Here is a 23,360-nt window from a genome sequence, read left to right on the forward strand (position 1 = left end):
CCGGAAACATCATGTCCGACGCGTTGAGCTACCGCCCCAAGACGGGCGAAATCCCCACGAGCCCCGGGGTATACCGGTTTCGCGACGAAACCGGGCGGGTGCTCTACGTCGGCAAGGCCAACAATCTGCGGGCCCGCCTGGCGAACTACTTCGCCCCGCTGAGCAGCCTGCACGAGCGCACCCGGCGCATGGTCACCACGGCCGCATCGGTCGAGTGGACGGTCGTCGGTACCGAGGTCGAGGCCCTCCAGTTGGAGTGGACCTGGATCAATGAGTTCGACCCCCCGTTCAACGTGAAGTTCAAGGACGACAAGTCCTACCCGTACCTCGCGGTCACCCTCGCCGACGAGGCGCCGCGGGCCTTGGTGACCCGCACCACGGGCATCCGCGGGGCCCGGTATTTCGGACCGTACCCCAAGGTGTGGGCCGTGCACGAGACCATCGAACTGATGCTCAAGGCATTCCCGATCCGCACCTGTAACAACGCCAACTACAAACGCGCCATGCAGTCCGGCAAGCCGTGCTTCGGCGGGCAGATCGGGCGGTGCTTCGGCCCCTGCTCCGGCCTGGTCTCCATCGAGGAACACCGGGTGATCGTGAACGCATTCGTCAGCTTCATGGGCAGCCAGGATCGCAAGCTGATCAACCAGCTGACCGCGGAGATGAAGGATGCCACGGTCAGCCAGAACTACGAGGTCGCCGCGAAAAGGCGTGACCAGGTGCGGGCGCTGAACGCCGTGTTGGAGAAGAGCGCCGTCGTGCTCCGCGACAGCGTCGACATCGACCTCTTCGCCATCGACCAGGATGAACTCGCCGCGGCGGTGCAGCTGTTCATCGTGCGTGGCGGCCGAATCCGCGGTGTGCGCGGCTGGATGGTCGACAAGGAGCTCGACCTCACGACGAGCGACCTGATCGACTCGATCATGCTCACGGCCTACGGGTCGGGGGCCGTGCCGCCCCGGGAGATCGTGGTGCCCGAGTTGCCCGACGATGCCGCGGCGCTGGAGACCTGGCTGGCCGGCGTCGGCAAGCGGAAGGTGCGGCTCGTCGCCGCCCAGCGCGGCGAGAAGGCCGCCCTGCTCGCCACCGCCACCCAGAACGCCAAGCACGCCCTGATGCTCTACAAGACCCGGCGGAGCTCCGACTTCGTCGCCCGGTCCAAGGCACTCGAAGACATCCAGGAAGCATTGGAGATGTCGTCCGCGCCGCTCCGAATGGAGTGCTACGACGTCTCGCACCTGAGCGGCACCAACATCGTCGCGTCCATGGTGGTGTTCGAAGACGGGTTGCCTCGCACCGACGAGTACCGCCGGTTCAGCATCCCCGAGTCGACGGATGACACGGACTCCATCTATCGCACGCTCACCCGCCGCCTGGCCTACCTGGTCCCCGACGGGGAGGTGACGCCGGAGGTCGAGGCCGACGCCACGGTGAAGCGCAAAAAGTTCCGGTACCAGCCGAACCTGCTCATCGTCGACGGCGGCCAGCCTCAGGTGGCCGCGGCGGCACGGGCGCTGCGCGAATCGGGTGTCACCGGCATCCAGCTCTGCGGAATCGCGAAGCGGCTCGAAGAGATCTGGCTGCCGGACTCCGACTACCCGGTGATCCTGCCGCGCAACAGCGACGCCCTATTCCTGATCCAGCGCATCCGCGATGAGGCGCACCGGTTCGCGATCATGCACCAGCGGTCGAGGAGGAAGCGGGACATCACGTCGGTGCTGGGCGAGGTGCCCGGCCTCGGGCCGGCCAGGGTCAAGGTGCTCCTGCAGCATTTCGGCTCCGTGGTGCGGCTCAGGGAGGCTCCGGCGGAGGCGATCGCGGAGGTTCGCGGCATCGGTCCTGTCCTGGCCGAGGCGATTCATCGGCACTTGCGCGCTTGAACGGCCCGGCTGATCGGTAGGCTGGACACTTAGGTTCCACCCGATCGAAGGCGCAGTCCAGAATGACAACGGAGAACGACAGGCAGGAAATGCTTATCGTGACGGGGATGTCCGGCGCAGGCCGATCCACCGTGGCCAATGCCCTGGAAGACCTGGGCTGGTACGTCGTGGACAACCTTCCGCCGCAGATGCTGCGCCCGCTGGCCGAACTCGTCGGCCGCGCCGGTACCAGCCTGCCCAAGATCGCCTCCGTGGTCGACATCCGCGGCCGGGACTTCTTCACCGACTTCCAGGAGATCCTGCACTCTCTGCGGAAGACGTCTCAGGTGCGCGTCATCTTCCTTGAAGCCCGCGACGACGTGCTCGTGCGGCGGTTCGAATCGGTGCGCCGACCGCATCCGCTGCAGGGCGACGGCACCATCCTCGACGGGATCGCGGCCGAACGCGTCAAGCTGAGCGCCGTCCGCGAGTCCTGCGACCTCGTCATCGACACCTCCGACCTCAACATCCACCAGCTGGCCACGTCGATCTCGGACCGTTTCGCGGCCGAGGACGCCGCCGGGGTGCACGTCACGCTGATGAGTTTCGGATTCAAGTACGGCCTGCCGACCGACGTCGACATGGTCGCCGACGTCCGTTTCCTGCCCAACCCGTTCTGGGTTCCCGAACTCCGCAGCCACAACGGCCAGGACGCCGAGGTGCGGGACTTCGTCCTCGCCCAGACCGGGGCGCGGGAATTCATCGCGCACTACGCCGCCGCCTTGGAACCGGTCCTCGCGGGCTACCAGCGGGAGAACAAGCGCCACGCGACCATCGCGGTCGGGTGCACGGGCGGAAAGCACCGCTCGGTCGCCATGGCCGCGGAAATAGCGACACTGGTCAAGGACTTCCCCGGTGTCGCGGTCAGCGTCAAGAATCGCGACCTCGGACGGGAATAACAAGGCGACGGCGACTGCACCCAGCAGGCGCCGAATCCAGCCGGCACGACTACAACTCGGCCCCACATCAGGCCGGGACGACAGAATGGACAAGCGATTGGCACTCACCGCCGACGTCAAAGACGAGCTTGCTCGCGTCGAAATTTCCAAGACCACGGTGCGTGCAGCGGAACTGGCCACCATCCTCCGTTTCTCCGGCGGACTGCACATGATTTCCGGGCGGATCGCCATCGAGTCGGAGCTTGACACCCCTCTGCTCGCGCGGCGCGTGCGGAAGGACCTTGCCGAGCTGTACGGCGTGCGCAGCGACGTGACCGTGATCCCCGCCGCCGGCCTGCGGCGCGCCAGCCACTACCTGGTGCGGGTACTCGACGGCGGTGAGACGCTCGCGCGCCAGACCGGACTCCTCGACGCGAGACGGCGTCCGATTCGCGGGCTGCCGAATCGTCTCACCACGGGCTCGAAGGAAGAGATCGCCGCCGTCTGGCGCGGCGCCTTCCTCGCCCACGGGTCCCTGACCGATCCGGGCCGCTCGGCGGCGCTAGAAGTCACCTGCCCCGGGAACGAATCCGCCATGGCCCTGGTCGGAGCCGCCGGCCGCCTCGGAGTCGTTGCCAAGGCGCGCGAGGTGCGGGGCGTGCACCGGGTCGTCATCCGTGACGGCGACGCCATCGGTGCCATGCTCGTGCAGATGGGGGCTCAGGAGACCGTGCTGAACTGGGAAGCCCTCCGCCAGCGCCGGGAGGTGCGTGCAACCGCGAACCGACTGGTCAACTTCGACGACGCGAACCTGCGCCGCTCCGCCCAGGCCGCGGTCGCCGCGTGCGCACGCGTGCAACGCGCCATGGAAATCCTCGGCGAGGAGATCCCGGAGCACCTTCGCTACGCGGGTGAGCTGCGCTTGTCCTTCCGGGACTCCAGCCTGGATGAGCTCGGCCATCACGCCGACCCGCCCATGACGAAGGATGCCGTCGCCGGCCGCATCCGTCGCCTGCTGGCCATGGCCGACAAGAAGGCGACGGACCTGGGCATTCCGGGCACCGACGCGAACTTGCCAGCCGACCTCGACGACGTCTGACCGCCCGACATTCAGCGTTCATCCACGTTCGTCACAGCAACACCGCATCCTGAGTAGACTGGAATGGTTGCTCACGAACTGGTGGCGGAGCATTTCGCGCCGACGACTACAGAGGAGATGCACATTGGCTGAATACACACTTCCGGCTCTGGCCTACGACTACTCGGCCCTCGCGCCAAGCATCAGCGGCACAATCATGGAACTCCATCACGGCAAGCACCACCAGGCTTATGTCACCGGTGCCAACACCGCCCTGGCCCAGCTGGCCGAGGCCCGCGACACCGGCAACCTCACCTACGTGAACAAGCTCGAGAAGGACCTCGCGTTCAACCTCGGCGGCCACGTCAACCACTCGATCTTCTGGACCAACCTGTCACCCGACGGCGGAGACAAGCCCACCGGCGACCTGGCCGCTGCGATCGACGACAACTTCGGTTCCTTTGACAAGTTCCAGGCCCACTTCGCGGCTGTGGCACTCGGCGTGCAGGGCTCCGGCTGGGCGGTCCTCGCCTGGGACTCGATCGGCCAGCGCCTGATCATTCAGCAGTTCTTCGACCAGCAGGCCAACTTCGCGGCCGGCACGATCCCGGTTCTGATGCTCGACGTCTGGGAGCACGCGTACTACCTCGACTACCGCAACGTCCGTGCGGACTACGTGAAGGCCTTCTGGAACATCGTCAACTGGGCCAACGTCCAGGAGCGCTTCACCATCGCATGCGAAAAGACCACCGGGCTGCTGCTCCTCTCCTAAGGGGAGCCGGGCCCCACGGGGGCCCGCAGCCCGTCCGATTCACCCACCAAAACGCGCTCACGCGCACAAGCAATAGGAGACCTCAGTGTCTGTAAAGATTGGTATTAACGGATTTGGCCGCATTGGCCGTAATTATCTTCGCGCCGTCCTGGCCCAGGGCAGCGACATCGAGATCGTCGCCGTGAACGACCTCACCGAGGCGAAGACGCTGGCTCACCTTCTTAAATATGACTCCATCACCGGTCGCCTCCCCGCCACCGTCGAGGTCGACGGAGACACCATCCTCGTCAACGGTAAGCCGATTAAGGTTCTCGCCGAGCGCGACCCCGCCAACCTGCCCTGGGCAGCACTGGGCGTCGACATCGTGATCGAGTCCACCGGCCGCTTCACCAAGGCCGAGGATGCGCGCAAGCACATCACCGCCGGTGCCAAGAAGGTCATCGTTTCCGCTCCCGCCTCCGGCGACGCGGCAACCATCGTCATGGGCGTCAACGAGGCGGACTACGACCCGGCCAAGTTTGACATCATCTCCAACGCGTCGTGCACCACGAACTGCCTCGCGCCCCTCGCGAAGGTCTTCAACGACAACTTCGGCATCAAGCACGGCCTGATGACCACGATCCACGCGTACACGGCCGACCAGAACCTGCAGGACGGCCCGCACTCCGACCTGCGTCGCGCCCGCGCCGCCGCCCTGAACATCATCCCGACCTCGACCGGTGCCGCCAAGGCCCTCGGCCTGGTTCTGCCTGAGCTCAAGGGCAAGCTTGACGGCTTCGCGCTTCGCGTTCCGGTTCCCACCGGCTCCATCACCGACCTCACCGTCGTCGCCGAGCGCCCCGTCACCGTCGAGGCCATCAAGGCTGCGTACAAGGCTGCCGCCGAGGGTCCCCTCAAGGGCATCCTGATGTACACGGAGGACGAAATCGTCTCGAGCGACATCGTCACCGACCCGCACTCCTCGATCTTCGACGCCGGCCTGCTGCGTGTCATCGGCGACCAGGTCAAGCTCTCCGCATGGTACGACAACGAGTGGGGCTACTCCAACCGCATGGTTGACCTCACCGCGCTCGTCGCCAAGAGCCTCTAACGGGGTCCGCAGTGACGCTGCGTACTATCGATTCACTGGGGCAGCTCGGCGGAAAGCGCGTCATCGTCCGGTGTGATCTGAATGTGCCGTTGCAAGACGGTCAGATCACCGACGACGGCCGCGTGCGGGCATCTCTGCCCACCATCAAGGCGCTCATGGAGCAGGGTGCCCGAGTTGTGATCGTGTCGCACCTCGGCCGACCGAAGGGCGCACCGGAAGCCAAGTACAGCCTGGCTCCCGTCGCGGCCCGCCTCGGCGAGCTCCTGGGCGCGGACGTGGCCTTCGCCACCGACACGGTCGGCGCTTCGGCGCAGGCCGCCGTCGCCGCGCTCACCGACGGTGAGGTGGTCGTTCTCGAGAACCTCCGCTTCAACGCGGGGGAGACCGCGAAGGACGACGCCGAGCGCGCATCATTCGCCACGGAGCTTTCGGCTCTGGGTGACGTGCTCGTCTCGGACGGCTTCGGCGTCGTGCACCGCAAGCAGGCCAGCGTGTACGACCTCGCCGGGATCCTTCCCAGCGCGGCCGGGCTCCTGATCGCCGCGGAGCTCGAAGTCCTGGACCGCCTCACCGAAAAGCCCGAAGCTCCGTACGCGGTGGTTTTGGGCGGCTCGAAGGTGTCCGACAAGCTCGGCGTGATCGGGCACCTGCTGCCCCGGGTCAACTCGCTCCTCATCGGAGGCGGAATGGCTTACACGTTCCTCGCCGCGCAGGGACACAAGGTGGGCGCAAGCCTGCTGGAAGTCGACCAGATCGAGACCGTTCGCGGTTACCTTCTGGAAGCGGAGCGCCTGGGCGTGAAGATCGTGCTGCCGACGGATATCGTCGTCGCCTCCAAATTCGGGGCAGACGCCGAGGTTGCGGTCACTCCGGCCAACGCGATCGAGGACACCACCTTCGGTGCCTCCGGTCTCGGCCTGGACATCGGTCCGGAAACCGGTGCGGCGTTCGCCGACATAATCCGGTCGTCGAAGACGGTCTTCTGGAACGGCCCGATGGGCGTGTTCGAGATGGCACCGTTTGCCGAGGGCACCCGTGCGGTGGCCGGCGCGCTGACCGAGGTCGACGGCCTGAGTGTTGTCGGTGGCGGAGATTCGGCCGCGGCCGTGCGCATCCTCGGTTTCACCGATGACCGGTTCGGTCACATTTCTACCGGCGGCGGCGCCAGCCTCGAGTTCCTCGAGGGTAAGCGCCTGCCAGGACTGGAGGTCCTCGGATGGCAGTAAACGAACACCCACGGCGTACTCCGCTGATCGCCGGCAACTGGAAGATGAACCTGGATCACCTCCAGGCCATCGCATTCGTCCAGAAGCTCGCGTGGAACCTCAAGGATGCGAAGCATGATGTCGCCGCGGTCGAGGTTGCGGTGTTCCCACCGTTCACCGACCTCCGCTCCGTGCAGACGCTCGTCTCCGCCGACAAGCTACCGATCGCTTTCGGCGGTCAGGACCTGTCGGCTCAGGATTCGGGTGCGTTCACCGGCGAGATCTCCGGCGCGTTCCTCGCGCAGCTCGAGTGCAAGTACGTGTTGATCGGTCACTCCGAGCGACGCACACTGCACGCCGAGACTGACGAGGTCGTCGCGGCGAAGGTCGCGGCAGCGCTCAAGCACAACCTGGTTCCGATCATCTGCGTCGGCGAGTCCGCCGCAGACTTGGAACTGCACGGTCCGAGCGCCGTGCCGGTCGCCCAGTTGCGGGCGGCCCTGTCCGGCGTGACCAACGCGGCCGACTTCGTCGTTGCCTACGAGCCAGTCTGGGCGATCGGTTCCGGCAAGGCGGCAACGCCTGAGCAGGCCGAGCAGGTTGCGGCGCAGTTGCGTCTCGTGCTGAAGGAGACGCTGGGTCAGGATGTGGCCGACAAGACCCGCATCCTGTACGGCGGTTCCGTGAAGGGTTCGAACATCGCGGGCTTCATGCGCGAACCGAACGTCGACGGCGCCCTCGTGGGCGGCGCCAGCCTGGACATCGACGAGTTCTCGAGCATCGTCCGGTTCCAGCAGCACGTCGGTCTGTAACAGGACGACTGCATGAAAACTGCTGTCTCACCTCGACAGCAGGACGTAACCAGCCCACCGGCCCCCAACAGGGGGTCGGTGGGCTGGTTCGTGAGTCAGGCTATGATTATCACTGATCTTGATGGGTTTTTTGTGCCCATCGCACTGTGAAAGGTTTCGCGTGGAGATTCTCCAGGTTGTGTTGCAGGTGTTGCTCGGAATTACGAGCCTCCTGCTGACCATGCTCATTTTGCTTCACAAGGGGCGTGGTGGCGGTCTGTCCGACATGTTCGGCGGAGGTGTCACTTCCAACCTCGGCGCGTCCGGGGTCGCGGAGCGCAACCTCAATCGGATCACCGTCATCCTGGGGCTGCTCTGGATCACCTGCATCGTGATCCTGGGACTCATCACCAAGTTCGACACGGGGCTTTAGCCGCCCGTTTCACAGGTTCGACGAGCTTCGGCTCAACCGGTCAATCGGCTTCAACGCCCTTTTCAAGCGGAGGAACATAATGGCATCTGGTGGCAGCGCAATCAGAGGATCCCGGGTCGGTGCCGGCCCCATGGGCGAGCAGGACCGCGGCTTTCACGCGGACCGCATCAAAGTGTCTTATTGGGACGCCCTCGGCAACGAGACCGTTCGATATTTTGCGGCGAACCTCCCCGACGAGGAGATCCCCGAAACGATCGATTGCCCGTCGTCGGGGCTCCCGGCCGGGCGCGACAAGGAGAATCCGCCGTCGGTGGTCAAACTCGAACCGTACAAGACGCACCTCGCGTACGTGAAGGAACGCCGTACCGAGGAAGAGGCAGAGTCGCTTCTCGAGGAGGCGCTGCAGCAGCTTCGCGTGCGCCGGGGAAAATTGTCCGCGACGAACTGACGCATCTGGTTCAATGTGAAAGGCCCCGACTCCGGTCGGGGCCTTTCACATTGAGCGGGTTCAGCAGGGGCGGTGGCCGCGTTTAGAAGTTCGACGCGGTGAGGTTCTCGGGTACCTCCGCAGCCGCCTCCCGGTCGACGAAGAAGTTCGTGTACCGGCGGCCCTTGATGCCCGCCACGGGAACCTCGTCGCGACTCGCGCCCGCGAGGGCGAGTCCGAGTGCCGAGGCCTTGTCCGGACCGGCCAGCACCATCCACACGCATCGTGAGGAGTTCAGGGCCGGGCGGCTGAGGCTGAGCCGCTCCGACGGGGGCTTGGGGGAGTTGCGCACGGCGAGCACGCTCTTGCCGTGCTCGCGGATACCGGGCTGGTGCGGGAACAGGGAGGCGACATGGCCGTCCGGGCCTACGCCGAGGAAGGTGATGTCGAAACGCGGCAGGTCGGTTCCCTCGATCGAGGAGGACTCAAGCAATGCGGCGTACTCCTCGACGGCGGCGTCAAGGTCGACACCCTCGTCGGAGGCGGCGAACGGGTGGATGTTCCCCTCCGGGATCCGGATGTGATCGAGCAGGGCCGTGCGGGCCTGGAGCTCGTTTCGGTCGGGGTGCTTCTTGGGCACCCAGCGCTCGTCGCCCCACCAGAAGGTGACCTGGTCCCAGTCGATGGTGTCGCGGGCCGCAGAGGCGTTGACAGCCGCCAGGACCTCCATTGCGACGGTCCCGCCGGCCAGGACGACGTTGACCTCACCCTGTTCATGCAGGAGGTCCACGGTCGTTGTGATGAAACGTGCCGCAACCGAGGCAGCCAGGGCCGCCCGATCGGGGTGCACGAGTACGCGTCGTTCGTTGGTCACGGTCGTCCTTCGTTGTGTTCTGCGACCACATCGTCAAGGTGCGGTAGGCCGCGCGTGATGACCTCACCATACAGCTCATCGGGGTCGAGGCGTCGCAGCTCGTCGCTGAGGCAGTCGCGCAGACTTCGGCGCTTGAGGGTGAGGTCCTGGACCGGCTGGCCGGGCTGGGTGAGTTTGGCGATATTGGGAACGTCGCGTTCGAGCGAGATCAGCCCGGCCGAGCGGGTCAGGTGTACGCTTCGGATGCCGTGGGACAGAGGCCCCGTGGTGAACTCGTACTCGACGGGGACCTGCAACTGCAGGGCGAGCCAGGCGGCGAGCAGGGTCGTGGATGGGGAGTCCGCGGCACCGGACACCTGCACCGCGGTCACGGGCAGGTACGGCGGCTGGTCGAGGACGGCCGCGAGCTGGGCACGCCAGAGGGTGAGCCGGGTCCAGGCGAAGTCCGTGTCGCCGGGCCGGTAGGAGCTGCAGAGGTGGTGCAGCGCGCACTGCGGGTCAGGCTGCGCGGAGGCATCCGTGATGCGCCGGTGGGCGATGCGTCCGAGTGGCGATTCGGCGGGCACGGTCGGCGCCACACCCGGCCACCAGGCCACGACCGGGGCATCGGGCAGGAGCAGGCCCATAACCAGGCTCTCCGGGTCGCTGGCGGCCTCGCCGTAGGCGCGCAGCACGATCACCTCGCTGGCGCCCGCGTCGCCACCGACGCGGATCTCCGCGTCGACCCGGGGGGCGAGCGGAGCGGCGGTGGCGTCCTGGTCCATCGTCGACAGAACGATCACGCGCATGGGGTGTTCCCGGGACGCGTCGTTGGCGGCTTCGATGGCCTCTTCCTCGCGGCCCATGGTCGACGCGATGATCAGCGTGAGGACACGGCCGAGGGCCACGGCACCGCCTTCCTCACGGATGCGCACCAGGGACTTCGAGATCTTGGAGGTGGTGGTGTTGGGCAGATCGACGATCATGGGCGTCTCCAGTGTCGGCCGTCTCGGGACAGCAGTTCATCGGCTGAGGCAGGACCCCAGGTTCCGGGCCGGTATTGCTCCGGCTGGCCCTGCTCCGCCCAGAAGTCCTCGATCGGGTCGAGGATCTTCCAGGAGAGCTCGACCTCCTCATGCCGGGGGAAGAGGGGCGGGTCACCCAGGAGCACGTCGAGGATCAGACGCTCGTAGGCTTCGGGGCTGGCCTCCGTGAAGGCATGCCCGTAGCCGAAGTCCATCGTCACATCGCGCACCTGCATGCCGGCGCCGGGCACCTTGGAGCCGAACCGGATGGTGACGCCCTCGTCGGGCTGTACCCGGATGACCAGGGCATTCTCGCCCAAGGGTGCGGAGTTGCCCTTCCCGAAGAGGTGCTGGGGGGCGCGTTTGAAGACCACGGCGATCTCGGTGACCCGGCGGCCCAGCCGCTTGCCCGCACGCAGGTAGAACGGGACTCCCGACCAACGCCGGTTCTCGATGGTCAGCCGCAACGCGGCATACGTTTCGGTGATCGATTCAGGGTCCATCCCCTCCTCGTCCAGGAAACCCAGGACTTTCTCGCCGCCCTGCCAGCCGCCGGTGTACTGGCCCCGGGCGGTGCCGCGAGCCAGGTCGTCAGGAAGCCGAACGGAAGCGAGGACCTTCTCCTTCTCCGTGCGCAGGTCGGCCGCGTCGAAGGAGATGGGCTCCTCCATGGCGGTCAGCGCCAGGAGCTGCAGAAGGTGGTTCTGGATGACGTCCCTGGCCGCGCCGATACCGTCGTAGTAGCCGGCTCTGCCACCCACGCCGATGTCTTCGGCCATGGTGATCTGAACGTGGTCGACGAAGTGGGCGTTCCAGATCGGCTCGTACAGCTGGTTGGCGAAGCGCAGGGCCAGGATGTTCTGCACGGTCTCCTTGCCCAGGTAGTGGTCGATGCGGAAGACCGAGTCGGGCGGGAAGACCGACTCGACGACGGCGTTCAATTCGCGCGCGGTCTGCAGGTCGCTGCCGAAAGGCTTCTCGATCACGACCCGCCGCCACTGCCCGTCTGTCTGCTCGGCCAGGCCGGAGCGACGGAGCTGCTCCGTGACCTGGGGGAACGCCTTCGGCGGGATCGACAGGTAGAACGCATGGTTCCCCATCGTCCCGCGCTCCCGGTCGAGCTGGGCGATGGTGTCCTTGAGTAGCTGGAACGACGCGGCGTCGTCGAAGGACCCCGGAACGAAACGGATGCCCTCGGCCAGCTGGGTCCAGACGTCCTCGTTGAACTCCGTGCGCGCGTACTCCTTGACCGAGTCGTGCACGACTTTCATGAAGTCCTCGTCGGTCCAGTCCCGGCGAGCGAATCCGACGAGCGCGAAGCCCGGCGGAAGCAGGCCGCGGTTGGCCAGGTCATAGACGGCCGGCATGAGTTTCTTCCGCGACAGGTCACCGGTGACGCCGAAGATCACGAGGCTGCTGGGCCCGGCGATACGATTCAGACGGTAGTCGTTCGGTGAACGCAGTGGATTGAACTCCGGGGTGATTTCCACCGGGGACATGCAGCTCCTTCGAGGTGTGGCGGTCGAGCACGATCGAATCCGGCGCCGGCCGGGTGGCCGGCGCCGAACGGTCTAGCGCAGGGCGTCGAACAGGGTCGTGATGTTTGTCGCCGGGTCGGTCAGCGTCAGCGTCAGCACCGGGCGACCGTGGTCCGCCAGCACGCTGGCGTCACCGCTGGCCTGGGCCTGGATGAGTTCCCCGAACGTGAAGGGGCGCTCCGGGATGTCGAGGTCGACGTCCGGGGTGGTGAGGATCTGCAGGAACACGCCGGAGGCCGGTCCGCCCTTGTGCAGCTGGCCGGTGGAGTGCAGGAAACGGGGTCCCCAGCCGAACGTGACCGGGCGCTTGGCCAGTGCTGCCAGCAGGTCGCGGATTTCGGCGAGCTGCGGGAATGCGAGCCGGTTGACGTAGGCCTGCACTGAGATGTAGCCGTCCGTGCCCAGCTCCTCGATCAGGGCATCGACAGCGGAAGCCAGGTCGCTGGCGGCCCCGATCACGTGCGCGGTGCCGCGGATCTCGATTCCGTCCGAGATGAACGCGGCCGGGGCCGGCTCGGGGCGGGCGTCGAGCAGGCCGCGAGTCGCGTTCTTCGCGGCCTCGACATCCGGCTGGTCGAACGGGTTGATTCCGAGCAGGCGGCCGGCGACGGCCGTGGCGTACTCCCAGACGAGGAACTGCGCGCCGAGGGTGCCGCTGACCCGGATCTCATCCCGTCCGTTGTCGTCGGGGAACACGTGGAGGCCGGCGTCGGCGACTAGGCGCACAACCTGAAGGTCCGGGAGGTTCAGCGCCAGTTCGGGGGCGTCCGGGTCGAGCACGACCGGGAGGATGCCGATGCCCTGCTTGCCGGTGGATTCGGCGATGAGCTGTTCGGCCCAGTCCGGGAAACCGACGATGTGGGTACCGTCCGCGACGATCGCGAGCTTGTCGCGGCGTGGGGTGGTCGCGGCGATGGCCGCACCCAGGATGAGGCCCGGGTTCTCGGGGCTGTCCACGGCGAGGGAGAGCGAAATGGCCTCGGCCTCGTCGAGCAGTTCGGCGATGTCGACGCCGGCGAGGCCGGAGGGGACAAGTCCGAACGCGGTCAGTACCGAAAAACGTCCGCCGACCGTCGGGTCCGCGTTGAAGACGCGGTAGCCAACGGCGCGGGCGTCCGCGTCGAGCGGGGAACCGGGGTCGGTCACGATGATGATGCGCTCGACGGGGTCGATACCGGCCTTGCGGAACGCGCGCTCGAAGACGCGGCGCTGGCTGTCGGTCTCGGCGGTGGATCCGGACTTCGATGACACGACGAGTGCCGTCACGGCCAGGTCCTCGCCGAGGGCCGCGAGGACCTGCCCGGGGTCGGTCGAGTCGAGCACGGTGAGGTTCACGCCCGAGGTGCGGGTGATGACCTCGGGGGCCAGCGACGAGCCGCCCATGCCGGCGAGGGCGATGCGGGTGACGCCGGCGGCCCGCAGGGAGTCACGCAGGGCGAGGATCTCCGGGACCAACGGGCGGGAATCCGCGACGGACTCCGTCCAGCCGAGTCGCTTCGCGGCTTCGGCTTCGGCGTCCGGACCCCAGAGGGCCGGGTCGAGGGCGGTGATCCCGGATGCGACGAGGTCGGCCACCAGGGTCGGGACCGTGGTGCGAACGGCCTCCGCCGCCGCGCCGGTGACCGAGATTCGGAAGCTCACAGCGCGGCCTCGGTCTCGGTCGCCTTGGCGGCGTCGAGCGCAGCGGTCACGGTGTCGAGGAGTTCGTTCCAGGAGATGATGAACTTGGCGACGCCTTCGGCTTCGAGAACCTGGGTGACGTCGTTGTACGAAACACCCTCGTTGGCGAGGGCGTCGAGGACCCGGTTGGCTTCGTCGTACGCTCCGGTGATGGAATTGGCGGGGATGACGCCGTGGTCGAGTGTGGCGTCGAGGGTCTTCTCGGGCATGGTGTTGACGACCTCGGGCGCGACCAGGTTGGTCACGTAGAGGGTGTCCGGGAGGGTGGTGTCCTTGACGCCGGTGGAGGCCCAGAGGGGACGCTGCTTGTTGGCGCCGGCGCTGATCAGGCCGAGGGCGCGCTCGGTGGAGAAGGCTTCCTCGTAGACCTGGTAGGCGAGCTGGGCGTTCGCGACGCCGGCCTTGCTCTTGAGGGCGAGCGCGGCATCCGTGCCGATGACCTCGAGGCGGGCATTGATCTCGGTGTCGACCCGCGACACGAAGAACGATGCCACGGAGTGGATCGTGGCGAGGTCGATGCCGGCCGCCTTGGCCTTCTCCAGGCCGGACAGGTACGCGTTGATGACCTGGCGGTGACGCTCGAGGCTGAAGATCAGGGTGACGTTGACGCTGATACCGAGGGCGATCGTCGCGGTGATCGCGTCGAGGCCTTCCACCGTGGCGGGGATCTTGATCATGGCGTTGGGCCGGTTGACCTTCGCCCACAGTGCCTGGGCCTGCGTGACCGTGCCGGCCGCGTCGTGGGCCAGTCCGGGCTCGACCTCGATCGAGACGCGCCCGTCGACGCCGTGGGTGCGATCGTAGACCGGGCGGAAGATGTCGCTGGCCGCGGTCACATCGTCGGTGGTGATCTCGAACACGGCGTCGTGCACGCTGGTTCCGGCGGCGGCAAGAGCGGCCACCTGCTCCGCGTACGCCTCGCCCTTGCTGAGGGCGCCGGCGAAGATCGTCGGGTTGGTGGTCACGCCGACGACGTTCTTCGTGTCGATCAGGTTCGCCAGGCCGCCGGAAGCGATGCGCTCACGGGACAGGTCGTCCAGCCAGATGCTGACGCCGGCCAGTGACAGCTCGGCGAGGGGAGTGGTTTCAGTCATATTTCGTATCTCCTTGGAATGCAGGGTAATCAGGTGTGTGCGGTGTCGCGGCGCGGCGATCTCAGTGCGCGGCGAGGGATTCCTTGGCGGCGGCCACGACGGCATCCGTCGTGATGCCGAATTCACGGAACAGGGTCTTGTAATCGGCCGACGCACCGAAGTGCTCGATCGAGACGCTGCGGCCGCGGTCGCCGACGTACTTGTCCCAGGTCAACGCGATGCCCGCCTCGACCGACACCCGGGCGGTGATCGATGCCGGCAGAACCGACTCGCGGTACTCGGCGCTCTGCTCCCTGAACCATTCGAGACTGGGGGCGGAGACGACGCGCGCGCTGATGCCCTCCGTCTGGAGCTGCTCGCGGGCCGCGAGGGCGAGTTGCACCTCGGAGCCGGTGCCGATCAGGATCACGTCGGGGGTTCCGCCCTGCGCCTCGGCGAGCACGTAGGCGCCCTTCGCGACGTTCTGGGCGGATGCGAGCACGTCGCCGGTGGCGTCGCCCTCGCCGCGGTCGAACACGGGAATGTTCTGGCGGGTCAGTACGATGCCGGCCGGGCCCTGGCGACGCTCGAGGATGGTCTTCCACGCCCAGGACACCTCGTTGGCGTCGCCGGGGCGCACCACATCGAGCCCGGGGATGGCGCGCAGGGTTGCGAGCTGCTCGATCGGCTGGTGGGTGGGACCGTCCTCGCCGAGGGCGACGGAGTCGTGCGTCCAGACGAAGATCGTCGGGGACTGCATCAGTGCGGCCAGACGGATGGCCGGTCGCATGTAGTCGCTGAAGATCAGGAAGGTGCCGCCGAAGGGGCGGGTGTTCCCGTGCAGCACGATGCCGTTGAGAATGGCGGCCATGGCGTGTTCACGGATGCCGAAGTGCAGCACACGGCCGTACCGGTCGCCGGTCCATTCACCGGTGGAGTGCTCCGCCGGGATGAACGAGGCCGCACCATTGATGGTGGTGTTGTTTGATTCGGCGAGGTCGGCCGAGCCGCCCCACAGTTCGGGGATCACGGTGCCGAGGGCGGTCAGGACCTTGCCGGACGCGGCACGGGTCGACACCTCGGTGCCGGCCGGGAAGACGGGCAGGGCCGCGTCGACGCCGTCGGGCAGGTCGCCGGAGAGCACCCGGTCGAGTAGGAGTTTGCGCTCGGGGTTCGCGGTCGCCCAGGCGTCGAACTCGACGGTCCAGGCGGCGTGCGCGGCGGCGCCGCGGTCTACGGCCCGGCGGGTGTGCGCGATGACCTCGTCGGTGACCTCGAAGGTCTGCGCGGGGTCGAAGCCGAGAACCGTCTTGACGGCGGCCAGCTCCTCCGCGCCGAGCGCCGAACCGTGGATCTTGCCCGTGTTCTGCTTCTTCGGGCTGGGCCAGCCGATGATGGTCTTCAGGATGATCAGCGACGGCTTGTCGGTGACGGCCTGGGCCGTTTCGATCGCGTCGTTGAGCGCGGCGACGTCCTCGACGTAGGCGCCGGTCTTCTTCCAATCGACGGTCTGCACGTGCCAGTCGTAGGCCGCATAGCGGGCCGCGACGTCCTCGGTGAAGGCGATGTTGGTGTCGTCCTCGATGGAGATCTGGTTGCTGTCGTAGATTGCGATCAGGTTGCCGAGCTGCTGGTGTCCGGCGAGGGAGGAAGCCTCGCTCGTGATGCCTTCCTGCAGGTCACCGTCTCCGGCGATCACGTAGACGAAGTGGTCGAACGGGCTGGCGCCGGCGGACGCATCCGGGTCGAACAGTCCCCGCTCGAAGCGGGAGGCGTAGGCGAAGCCGACGGCGGAGGCCAGTCCTTGGCCCAGGGGACCGGTCGTGATCTCGACTCCGTCGGTGTGACCGTATTCCGGGTGCCCGGGGGTCTTGGAACCCCAGGTGCGCAGCGCCTTCAGATCGTCGAGCTCGAGGCCGTAGCCGCCCAGGTACAACTGAACGTACTGGGTGAGCGAGCTGTGTCCGACCGAGAGGATGAAGCGGTCACGACCGATCCACTCGTTGTCGGACGGGTCCCGCCGCATGACCTTCTGGAACAGAAGGTAGGCGGCCGGAGCAAGGCTCATGGCGGTACCCGGATGTCCGTTCCCGACCTTCTCCACGGCGTCGGCCGCGAGGAGGCGTGCGGTGTCGACCGCCTTGCTGTCGATGGAATCCCACTGCAGTGCTGCCACTTGGTATTGACCCTTCTGAAGACAAGGGAGAAGGTTGCTGAGAACCCGCACCCGCTATTGTGCGCGCCCGAGGACATCAGCGTCATCACGGTGTCGCAGCAGATGCCCGGTTCCGGTGGATCAGCATGCATGCACCGAGATTGGCGAGCATGCCCCAGTATAGGCAACGCCGGTTCGGACCCGGTGATGTGTCCTTCCGTGGCGCACCCGAGCGGGCCGTCGACGGTCCCGGTTCCGGCTGGTCGCCTAGAATCACATTCACTGTCACCAGCATTGGAGGAGCCATGCCCGGAGCCGCCGAAACCTACATCCTGAGCACCCCGCGCACGTTCCGCCGCACGGCCAGGGCCTACCTGTCGCTGACCAAGCCGCGGGTCGTGGAGCTGCTTCTGGTGGTGACCGCTCCCACGATGATCCTGGCAGAGCAGGGCATCCCGAGCCTGTGGCTGGTCCTTGCGACCCTGATCGGCGGTTCCCTCAGTGCCGGCTCGGCCGGGGCATTCAACTGCTACCTCGACCGGGACATCGACCGGGTGATGAAGCGCACCCGGAATCGCCCACTGGTCACGGGGGAGCTCTCCGACCGGCAGGCGCTGGTGTTCGCGTGGCTGGTCGGATTGGCATCCATTCTCTGGTTGCTGGCCTTCACGAACTGGCTCGCCGCGGCCTTGTCGCTCGCCGCCATCCTGCTCTATGTCGTCTTCTACACGATGGTGCTGAAACGGCGCACGGCCCAGAACATCGTGTGGGGCGGGATCGCGGGCTGCATGCCGGTGCTGATCGGCTGGGCGGCCGTGACCGGCGACCTGTCATGGCCGCCGTTCATCCTGTTCCTGATCATCTTCCTCTGGACGCCGCCGCACTACTGGCCGCTGTCCATGAAATACCGGGACGACTATCAGGCGGCGGGGGTGCCGATGCTTGCCGTCGTTCGGGGCCGGAGTCAGGTGGGCCTGCAGGTCATCCTCTACGCCTGGGCGACCGTCGCCTGCTCGCTACTGCTCGTGCCGATCGCCGACATGGGTCTGTTGTACCTTTTCGTGGCCTTGGTCACCGGCGCCTGGTTCATCTACGAAACGCACCGGCTCTACGGCATGGCGATCCGCCATGCGGAGGTGTCCCCGATGCGCGTCTTCCACGGGTCGATCGCGTACCTCACCCTGCTGTTCTTGGCCGTCGGGGTCGACCCGCTGCTCCCGTTCTAGAGAAGCGCCTGGGGCGACGGCATCGGCTAGCGGCGTCCGACCAGAGCGGCGTCGGTTGCCAGCGGTGACAGGCGCATGTCGACCGGTGTGCGGAGATCAAGGACCAGCGCGGTCATGACGGCAACGAGCACGCAGGAAAGCACCATGTGGATGCCGACCAGCCCGGCCGGGAGCCCCGTGTTGGACTGGATCAGGCCGACGCCGACCTGCATGGCCTCGACGAGCAGCAGCAGCAGGGCCCAGCCCTGCGTGGGCAGGGCGCGCGAGAAGGCGGCGACCAGGAGGATCACGGTGAGGACCACGGTGGCATAGGCCGGCCAGCTGTGCACGTGCTGCAGGACTTCGGGGTCGAGGCCGGTGCGCGGAGCATCCGCGTCGCCGGCGTGCGGGCCGGAGCCGGTGGTGAGGATGCCGACGAGGATCGTGATGAACACGACCGCACTGGTCACGTAGGCCAGCGTCCGGTACCAGACCGGCACCGCGAGGGTGCGTTGCACCCGACCGGTGTAGACGCGGTGCACGAAGACGGTGCACAGCGATACCAGGATCACGGAGATCACGAAGTGGAAGCCGACCACATACGGGTTCAGCTGCGCGAGGACGCTGATCCCGCCGATGACGGCCTGAGCGGGAATGCCCAGGCCCGCCAGCAGGGCGATCCAGAACAGGTCAGGGCGCTCCTTGCGCAGGCGGACGACGGCGAGGAACGCCGCGATGGCGATCAGGCCGAGGGCGATCCCGAGCAGGCGATTGCCGAACTCGATGAAGCCGTGGATTCCCATCTCGGGCGTGTTGACCAGGGAATCGGCGGTGCACTTGGGCCAGGTGGGGCAGCCGAGGCCCGAGCTGGTCAGGCGCACGAGGCCGCCCGTGCCGACCAGAAGAATCTGGGCGGCGAGGTAGACCCACGCGATCACCCGCACGCGCCTGTCGATCCTGTTCGGCAACCACGCCGCAATTCGATTCACCGGTTCTGCTCCCTCTTCAATGGACCACATGTGAAAACGCCGGGTCGCACGAAGGATCCCGTCGCCAGCCTGTAGAATTAGGTGTTTCATGGGCGGGAACACAGCGGTTGACATAATCGCGGCGCACCACCCCGTCGTTCTTAAACATCTTAGGTACGCAACGTAGCCGCCCACACAACCCGTTCCCCGACCGGGTCTCCGCTGGAGGCCATTCTGGGAATGACCGGACTGATATCCGGGTTGCCGTGGATGGGAGAAGAGGTAGATATGTCTGACGTCCTGCTTGACCGCCCTGAACTTTCGGGGCTCGGCGTGTATGAATTCGGTTGGTCGGATTCCGACGCCGCCGGGGCCTCCGCTCGCCGTGGCATCTCGCCGGAGGTGGTGACCGACATCTCCAACCTCAAGAGCGAGCCGGAGTGGATGTTGCAGCGTCGCCTGAAGGCCCTCGAACTGTTCGAGCGCAAGCCCATGCCGACCTGGGGCGCCGACCTGTCGGGCATCGATTTCGACAACATCAAGTATTTCGTGCGGTCTACGGAGAAGCAGGCCCAGACCTGGGACGACCTGCCCGAGGACATCAAGAGCACCTACGAGAAGCTCGGCATCCCCGAGGCCGAGCGTCAGCGTCTTGTCTCCGGTGTTGCCGCCCAATATGAGTCCGAGGTCGTGTACCACCAGATCAACGAAGAGCTCGCCGCGCAGGGCGTCATTTTCATGGATACCGACACGGCGCTGAAGGAGCACCCGGAGTTCTTCGAGGAGTACTTCGGCACGATCATCCCCTCCGGCGACAACAAGTTCGCCGCGCTGAATACGGCGGTCTGGTCGGGCGGTTCGTTCGTCTACGTGCCGCCGGGCGTGCACGTGGAGATTCCGTTGCAGGCCTATTTCCGCATCAACACGGAGAACATGGGGCAGTTCGAGCGCACCCTGATCATCGCGGATGAGGGCAGCTACGTGCATTACATCGAGGGCTGCACGGCCCCGATCTATTCCTCCGACTCCTTGCATTCCGCCGTGGTCGAGATCATCGTGAAGAAGAACGCCCGCGTTCGCTACACGACCATCCAGAACTGGTCCACGAACGTCTACAACTTGGTCACGAAGCGGGCCACGGCTGCCGAGGGCGCCACGATGGAGTGGATCGACGGCAACATCGGTTCCAAGGTCACGATGAAGTACCCGTCGATCTACCTGATGGGGGAGCATGCCAAGGGTGAGACCCTGTCGGTGGCGTTCGCGGGTCCGGGTCAGCATCAGGATGCGGGCGCGAAGATGATCCACATGGCGCCGTACACGCAGTCCTCGATCGTGTCGAAGTCGATTGCCCGGGGTGGTGGCCGGTCCGGTTACCGCGGCGAGGTGCGGGTGGATGCCACGGCGCACCACTCCGCGAACACGGTTCGCTGCGACGCACTGTTGGTCGACACGCAGTCCCGCTCTGACACGTATCCGTCGATCGATATCCGGGTGGACGATGTGCAGTTGGGTCATGAGGCCACGGTCTCGCGGGTCAGCGAGGAGCAGTTGTTCTACCTGATGAGCCGGGGGATGCCCGAAGACGAAGCGATGGCCATGATCGTGCGCGGCTTCATCGAACCGATCGCCCGGGAACTGCCGATGGAGTACGCCCTCGAACTCAACAAGCTCATTGAAATGGGTATGGAAGGGTCGGTCGGCTAGATGTCGGGCACTGGAACCCTCAGTACTGCCATGCCCACTGCGGAGCAGCACGGCATCACGGAGCACTCGGACGGCCGATTCGGTTACGTGCCGGTGCAGACCCGGTCCGACCGGTTCAAGAGCGTGAACGTGGCCGACTTCGGGCCCGTCACGGGTCGCGAAGCGGTCTGGAAGCTGTCGCCGGTGAAGAAGTTCACCGACCTGACCGCGGGCGTGCTCGACGGATCCGTGTACCCGGTCGAGTCGACCGATATCGCCGGTGTCGACGTCGCCTGGGTCGACCGCGCCGATCCGCGGATCGGTTCCGCCGGGGCGCCCGAGGAGCGCGCGTCGGCGAACGCGTGGTCGAGTTTCGAGAAGGCCCTCGCGATCACGATCAGCGGCGAGGAGGCCAAGGAGGTCACGGTGACCCGTGCCGCCCTGGGTTCCGGCCCGCGCGGCGCGCACACGATCATCGAGGCCAAGCCGTTCAGCCGGGCGATCCTGATCCTGGAGAACACGGGCGAGGCCCGCCTGAGCGAGAACGTCGAGATCATTCTCGGCGAGGCCGCGAACCTGACGATCGTGAGCCTGCAGGAATGGGGCGACACCGCCGTGCACCTGACGAACCACTTCGCGACCATCGGCCGGGACGCGCGCCTCAAGCATGTCGTCGTGACCCTGGGCGGAAGCATCGTGCGAGTCAATCCGTCGGTGCAGCTGGCCGGGATCGGCTCGGACACCGAGCTATTCGGCCTCTACTTTGCCGACGCGGATCAGCACCTCGAGCAGCAGGTGTTCGTCAACCACATCGCGCCGAACACTCGCAGCCGGGTCACCTACAAGGGCGCCCTGCAGGGTAAGGGTGCCCGCACAGTGTGGATCGGCGACGTCCTGATCGGTCGTGACGCGGCCGGCACCGACAGCTACGAGCAGAACCGTAACCTGGTGCTCACCGAGGGCACCCGCGCGGATTCGATCCCGAACCTGGAGATCGAGACCGGCGATATCACGGGTGCCGGGCACGCGAGCGCGACCGGCCGCTTCGACGACGAGCAGCTGTTCTACCTGCAGTCCCGCGGCATCACCGAAGACGAGGCCCGGCGTCTCGTCGTGCGCGGCTTCCTCAGCGAGATCGTGCAGCAGATCGGCTCCCCCCTACTCGAAGAACGCCTCCAGGCCGCAGTCGAAGCAGAACTGACCGCGAGCGACCCGAGCTAGGCATCCGTCGCCGGACACCCGGCTTCCCCGGCCGAGCAATCGGCCACACCCCTATTTGGCGCCGCATCAGCGGCGCACTCCCGGCGCACGCGCCGAAGAACGAAAGAGAATTCCATGTCAGTTCTACAGATCATCGACCTGCACGTCAGCGTCGAGACCGACCAGGGCACCAAGCAGATCCTGCACGGGGTGAACCTGACCATCAACGAGGGCGAGATCCACGCCATCATGGGCCCGAACGGGTCNCGAGATCGTGCAGCAGATCGGCTCCCCCCTACTCGAAGAACGCCTCCAGGCCGCCGTCGAAGCAGAACTGACCGCAACTAAGGACAACTAACATGGCCTCCATAAAGATCTGTGGCTTCGACGAACTCGGCGTCAACGAAGCAGTCAAAGTCGAAATCGATGGTGTCCCCATCGTTGTCGTCCGCGATGCCGTCGGAGACGTCTTCGCGATCGGCGACACCTGCACCCACGGGGACATCTCCCTGTCGGAAGGTTTCGTCGAGGGCGACACCGTCGAATGTTGGGCCCACGGCTCCAAGTTCTCCCTGAAGACCGGCAAGCCGCTCAACCTCCCGGCCTATGAGCCGGTCCCCGTGTACAAAGTCGACCTGATCAACGGCGATGTCTACATCGACCCTGCCGTTACCGTGCCCGTCTGACGCCGGCCCCGTTCAGCACCGGCCGATCGGCCATCCATCCTGCCGGCGTACGCGCCGGAGAACGAAAGAGAAATCGAATTCATGTCAGTTCTTGAGATCAAAGACCTGCACGTCAGCGTCGAGACCGACCAGGGCACCAAGCAGATCCTGCACGGGGTGAACCTGACCATCAACGAGGGCGAGATCCACGCCATCATGGGCCCGAACGGGTCCGGCAAGTCCACCCTCGCCTATACGATCGCAGGTCACCCCAAGTACACCGTCGACAGCGGCTCGATCCTGCTCGACGGCGAAGAGGTCACCACGATGACCGTGGACCAGCGCGCCCGCGCGGGCCTGTTCCTCGCCATGCAGTACCCGGTGGAGATCCCCGGCGTGACGGTGACGAACTTCCTGCGCACCGCGAAGACCGCCATCGACGGCACCGCGCCGCCCATCCGCACCTGGATCAAAGATGTGCGCGAGTCGATGAAGCAGCTCCGGATGGACAAGTCCTTCGCCGAGCGCAACGTGAACGAGGGCTTCTCCGGCGGCGAGAAGAAGCGCAACGAAATCCTGCAGCTCGAACTGCTGAAGCCCCGCTTCGCGGTGCTCGACGAGACCGACTCCGGCCTCGACGTCGACGCGCTCAAGATCGTGTCGGAGGGCGTGAACCGGGCCAAGGAGAATACCGGCCTGGGCCTGCTCCTGATCACGCA

General features: G+C 66.3%; 21 protein-coding genes and 1 pseudogene. 15 read left to right on the forward strand and 7 right to left on the reverse strand.

The features are described from left to right. Positions 1 to 11 precede the first annotated feature (11 nt). The 9 genes from uvrC (at position 12) to E3T28_RS11560 (ending at position 8,614) form a co-directional block, all read left to right on the forward strand. Complete coding sequence (gene uvrC / locus E3T28_RS11520; RefSeq protein ID WP_134431183.1) at positions 12 to 1,880, forward strand: excinuclease ABC subunit UvrC; 1,869 nt, start codon at positions 12 to 14, stop codon at positions 1,878 to 1,880. A 62-nt stretch (positions 1,881 to 1,942) separates the two neighbouring features. Then, a complete protein-coding gene (gene rapZ, locus E3T28_RS11525) occupies positions 1,943 to 2,818 on the forward strand; it encodes an RNase adapter RapZ (RefSeq protein ID WP_134431185.1) in 876 nt (291 codons plus the stop codon). 97 nt (positions 2,819 to 2,915) lie between these two features. Next, positions 2,916 to 3,896, forward strand: coding sequence for a DNA-binding protein WhiA (gene whiA / locus E3T28_RS11530; RefSeq protein ID WP_134431260.1), 981 nt, complete (start codon positions 2,916 to 2,918; stop codon positions 3,894 to 3,896). 124 nt (positions 3,897 to 4,020) lie between these two features. After that, positions 4,021 to 4,647, forward strand: a complete 627-nt coding sequence (locus E3T28_RS11535) for a superoxide dismutase (RefSeq protein ID WP_134431188.1) — start codon at positions 4,021 to 4,023, stop codon at positions 4,645 to 4,647. A gap of 85 nt (positions 4,648 to 4,732) precedes the next feature. Beyond that, positions 4,733 to 5,737, forward strand: a complete 1,005-nt coding sequence (gene gap, locus E3T28_RS11540) for a type I glyceraldehyde-3-phosphate dehydrogenase (RefSeq protein ID WP_134396085.1) — start codon at positions 4,733 to 4,735, stop codon at positions 5,735 to 5,737. 11 nt (positions 5,738 to 5,748) lie between these two features. Further along, positions 5,749 to 6,963 (forward strand): phosphoglycerate kinase, encoded by a 1,215-nt coding sequence (locus tag E3T28_RS11545; RefSeq protein ID WP_134431191.1) that lies wholly within the window; start codon positions 5,749 to 5,751, stop codon positions 6,961 to 6,963. Further along, a complete protein-coding gene (gene tpiA / locus E3T28_RS11550; protein WP_134431194.1) occupies positions 6,954 to 7,754 on the forward strand; it encodes a triose-phosphate isomerase in 801 nt (266 codons plus the stop codon). Before E3T28_RS11545 ends, tpiA begins: the two co-directional genes overlap by 10 nt. A 160-nt stretch (positions 7,755 to 7,914) precedes the next feature. Beyond that, positions 7,915 to 8,166 (forward strand): preprotein translocase subunit SecG, encoded by a 252-nt coding sequence (gene secG / locus E3T28_RS11555; RefSeq protein WP_104170978.1) that lies wholly within the window; start codon positions 7,915 to 7,917, stop codon positions 8,164 to 8,166. 79 nt (positions 8,167 to 8,245) lie between these two features. Next, positions 8,246 to 8,614 (forward strand): RNA polymerase-binding protein RbpA, encoded by a 369-nt coding sequence (locus E3T28_RS11560; protein WP_134431197.1) that lies wholly within the window; start codon positions 8,246 to 8,248, stop codon positions 8,612 to 8,614. A gap of 82 nt (positions 8,615 to 8,696) precedes the next feature. Here E3T28_RS11560 and pgl read toward each other — a convergent pair whose 3' ends face one another. From pgl to tkt, 6 genes are all read right to left on the reverse strand, one after another. Then, complete coding sequence (gene pgl, locus E3T28_RS11565; protein WP_134431200.1) at positions 8,697 to 9,467, reverse strand: 6-phosphogluconolactonase; 771 nt, start codon at positions 9,465 to 9,467, stop codon at positions 8,697 to 8,699. Next, positions 9,464 to 10,432 (reverse strand): glucose-6-phosphate dehydrogenase assembly protein OpcA, encoded by a 969-nt coding sequence (locus E3T28_RS11570; RefSeq protein WP_134431203.1) that lies wholly within the window; start codon positions 10,430 to 10,432, stop codon positions 9,464 to 9,466. Before E3T28_RS11570 ends, pgl begins: the two co-directional genes overlap by 4 nt. Next, positions 10,429 to 11,970, reverse strand: coding sequence for a glucose-6-phosphate dehydrogenase (gene zwf, locus E3T28_RS11575; RefSeq protein WP_134431206.1), 1,542 nt, complete (start codon positions 11,968 to 11,970; stop codon positions 10,429 to 10,431). Before zwf ends, E3T28_RS11570 begins: the two co-directional genes overlap by 4 nt. 72 nt (positions 11,971 to 12,042) lie before the next feature. Next, the gene (locus E3T28_RS11580) at positions 12,043 to 13,650 is read right to left on the reverse strand and encodes a glucose-6-phosphate isomerase (RefSeq protein ID WP_134431209.1); all 1,608 of its coding nucleotides are present in this window, start codon (positions 13,648 to 13,650) and stop codon (positions 12,043 to 12,045) included. Beyond that, positions 13,647 to 14,783 (reverse strand): transaldolase, encoded by a 1,137-nt coding sequence (tal, locus tag E3T28_RS11585; protein WP_134431212.1) that lies wholly within the window; start codon positions 14,781 to 14,783, stop codon positions 13,647 to 13,649. Before tal ends, E3T28_RS11580 begins: the two co-directional genes overlap by 4 nt. A 61-nt stretch (positions 14,784 to 14,844) precedes the next feature. Then, positions 14,845 to 16,938 (reverse strand): transketolase, encoded by a 2,094-nt coding sequence (gene tkt, locus E3T28_RS11590; RefSeq protein ID WP_134431215.1) that lies wholly within the window; start codon positions 16,936 to 16,938, stop codon positions 14,845 to 14,847. 284 nt (positions 16,939 to 17,222) lie between these two features. Between tkt and E3T28_RS11595 the strand changes: the two genes are divergently transcribed. Further along, on the forward strand, positions 17,223 to 18,143 hold the full coding sequence (locus tag E3T28_RS11595) for a heme o synthase (protein WP_134431218.1): 921 nt from the start codon (positions 17,223 to 17,225) through the stop codon (positions 18,141 to 18,143). A gap of 26 nt (positions 18,144 to 18,169) precedes the next feature. On the opposite strand, the gene E3T28_RS11600 is transcribed toward E3T28_RS11595, so the two are convergent. After that, the gene (locus E3T28_RS11600; RefSeq protein WP_134431220.1) at positions 18,170 to 19,111 is read right to left on the reverse strand and encodes a COX15/CtaA family protein; all 942 of its coding nucleotides are present in this window, start codon (positions 19,109 to 19,111) and stop codon (positions 18,170 to 18,172) included. Positions 19,112 to 19,378: 267 nt separating this feature from the next. On the opposite strand from E3T28_RS11600, the gene sufB reads away from it, so the two are divergent. The 5 genes and pseudogenes from sufB to sufC (E3T28_RS11625) all read left to right on the forward strand — a co-directional run. Next, positions 19,379 to 20,797, forward strand: coding sequence for a Fe-S cluster assembly protein SufB (gene sufB, locus E3T28_RS11605; RefSeq protein WP_134431223.1), 1,419 nt, complete (start codon positions 19,379 to 19,381; stop codon positions 20,795 to 20,797). A 30-nt stretch (positions 20,798 to 20,827) separates the two neighbouring features. After that, entirely contained in the window at positions 20,828 to 21,997 is a 1,170-nt protein-coding gene (sufD, locus tag E3T28_RS11610) for a Fe-S cluster assembly protein SufD (RefSeq protein ID WP_134431226.1), read from the forward strand. A 114-nt stretch (positions 21,998 to 22,111) separates the two neighbouring features. Further along, positions 22,112 to 22,240: pseudogene (sufC, locus tag E3T28_RS11615) on the forward strand (Fe-S cluster assembly ATPase SufC); the annotation flags it as partial. A gap of 95 nt (positions 22,241 to 22,335) precedes the next feature. Continuing rightward, a complete protein-coding gene (locus E3T28_RS11620) occupies positions 22,336 to 22,662 on the forward strand; it encodes a non-heme iron oxygenase ferredoxin subunit (RefSeq protein ID WP_134431229.1) in 327 nt (108 codons plus the stop codon). An 81-nt stretch (positions 22,663 to 22,743) separates the two neighbouring features. Continuing rightward, positions 22,744 to 23,360 (forward strand): Fe-S cluster assembly ATPase SufC (sufC, locus tag E3T28_RS11625; protein ID WP_134431232.1); only part of this gene is annotated, 617 nt, incomplete at its 3' end.

Origin of the sequence: Cryobacterium sinapicolor, assembly GCF_004403465.1 — a bacterium.
Taxonomy (GTDB): Bacteria; Actinomycetota; Actinomycetes; order Actinomycetales; family Microbacteriaceae; genus Cryobacterium; species Cryobacterium sinapicolor.

Excerpts from the sequence above, each read along its gene's own strand:
- uvrC (WP_134431183.1), top strand. The coding sequence starts at position 12 with ATGTCCGACGCGTTGAGCTACCGCCCCAAGACGGGCGAAATCCCCACG.
- rapZ (WP_134431185.1), top strand. The coding sequence starts at position 1,943 with ATGACAACGGAGAACGACAGGCAGGAAATGCTTATCGTGACGGGGATG.
- tpiA (WP_134431194.1), top strand. The coding sequence starts at position 6,954 with ATGGCAGTAAACGAACACCCACGGCGTACTCCGCTGATCGCCGGCAAC.
- E3T28_RS11560 (WP_134431197.1), top strand. The coding sequence starts at position 8,246 with ATGGCATCTGGTGGCAGCGCAATCAGAGGATCCCGGGTCGGTGCCGGC.
- E3T28_RS11570 (WP_134431203.1), bottom strand. The coding sequence starts at position 10,432 with ATGATCGTCGATCTGCCCAACACCACCACCTCCAAGATCTCGAAGTCC.
- zwf (WP_134431206.1), bottom strand. The coding sequence starts at position 11,970 with ATGTCCCCGGTGGAAATCACCCCGGAGTTCAATCCACTGCGTTCACCG.
- tal (WP_134431212.1), bottom strand. The coding sequence starts at position 14,783 with ATGACTGAAACCACTCCCCTCGCCGAGCTGTCACTGGCCGGCGTCAGC.
- E3T28_RS11595 (WP_134431218.1), top strand. The coding sequence starts at position 17,223 with ATGCCCGGAGCCGCCGAAACCTACATCCTGAGCACCCCGCGCACGTTC.
- sufB (WP_134431223.1), top strand. The coding sequence starts at position 19,379 with ATGTCTGACGTCCTGCTTGACCGCCCTGAACTTTCGGGGCTCGGCGTG.
- sufD (WP_134431226.1), top strand. The coding sequence starts at position 20,828 with ATGCCCACTGCGGAGCAGCACGGCATCACGGAGCACTCGGACGGCCGA.
- E3T28_RS11620 (WP_134431229.1), top strand. The coding sequence starts at position 22,336 with ATGGCCTCCATAAAGATCTGTGGCTTCGACGAACTCGGCGTCAACGAA.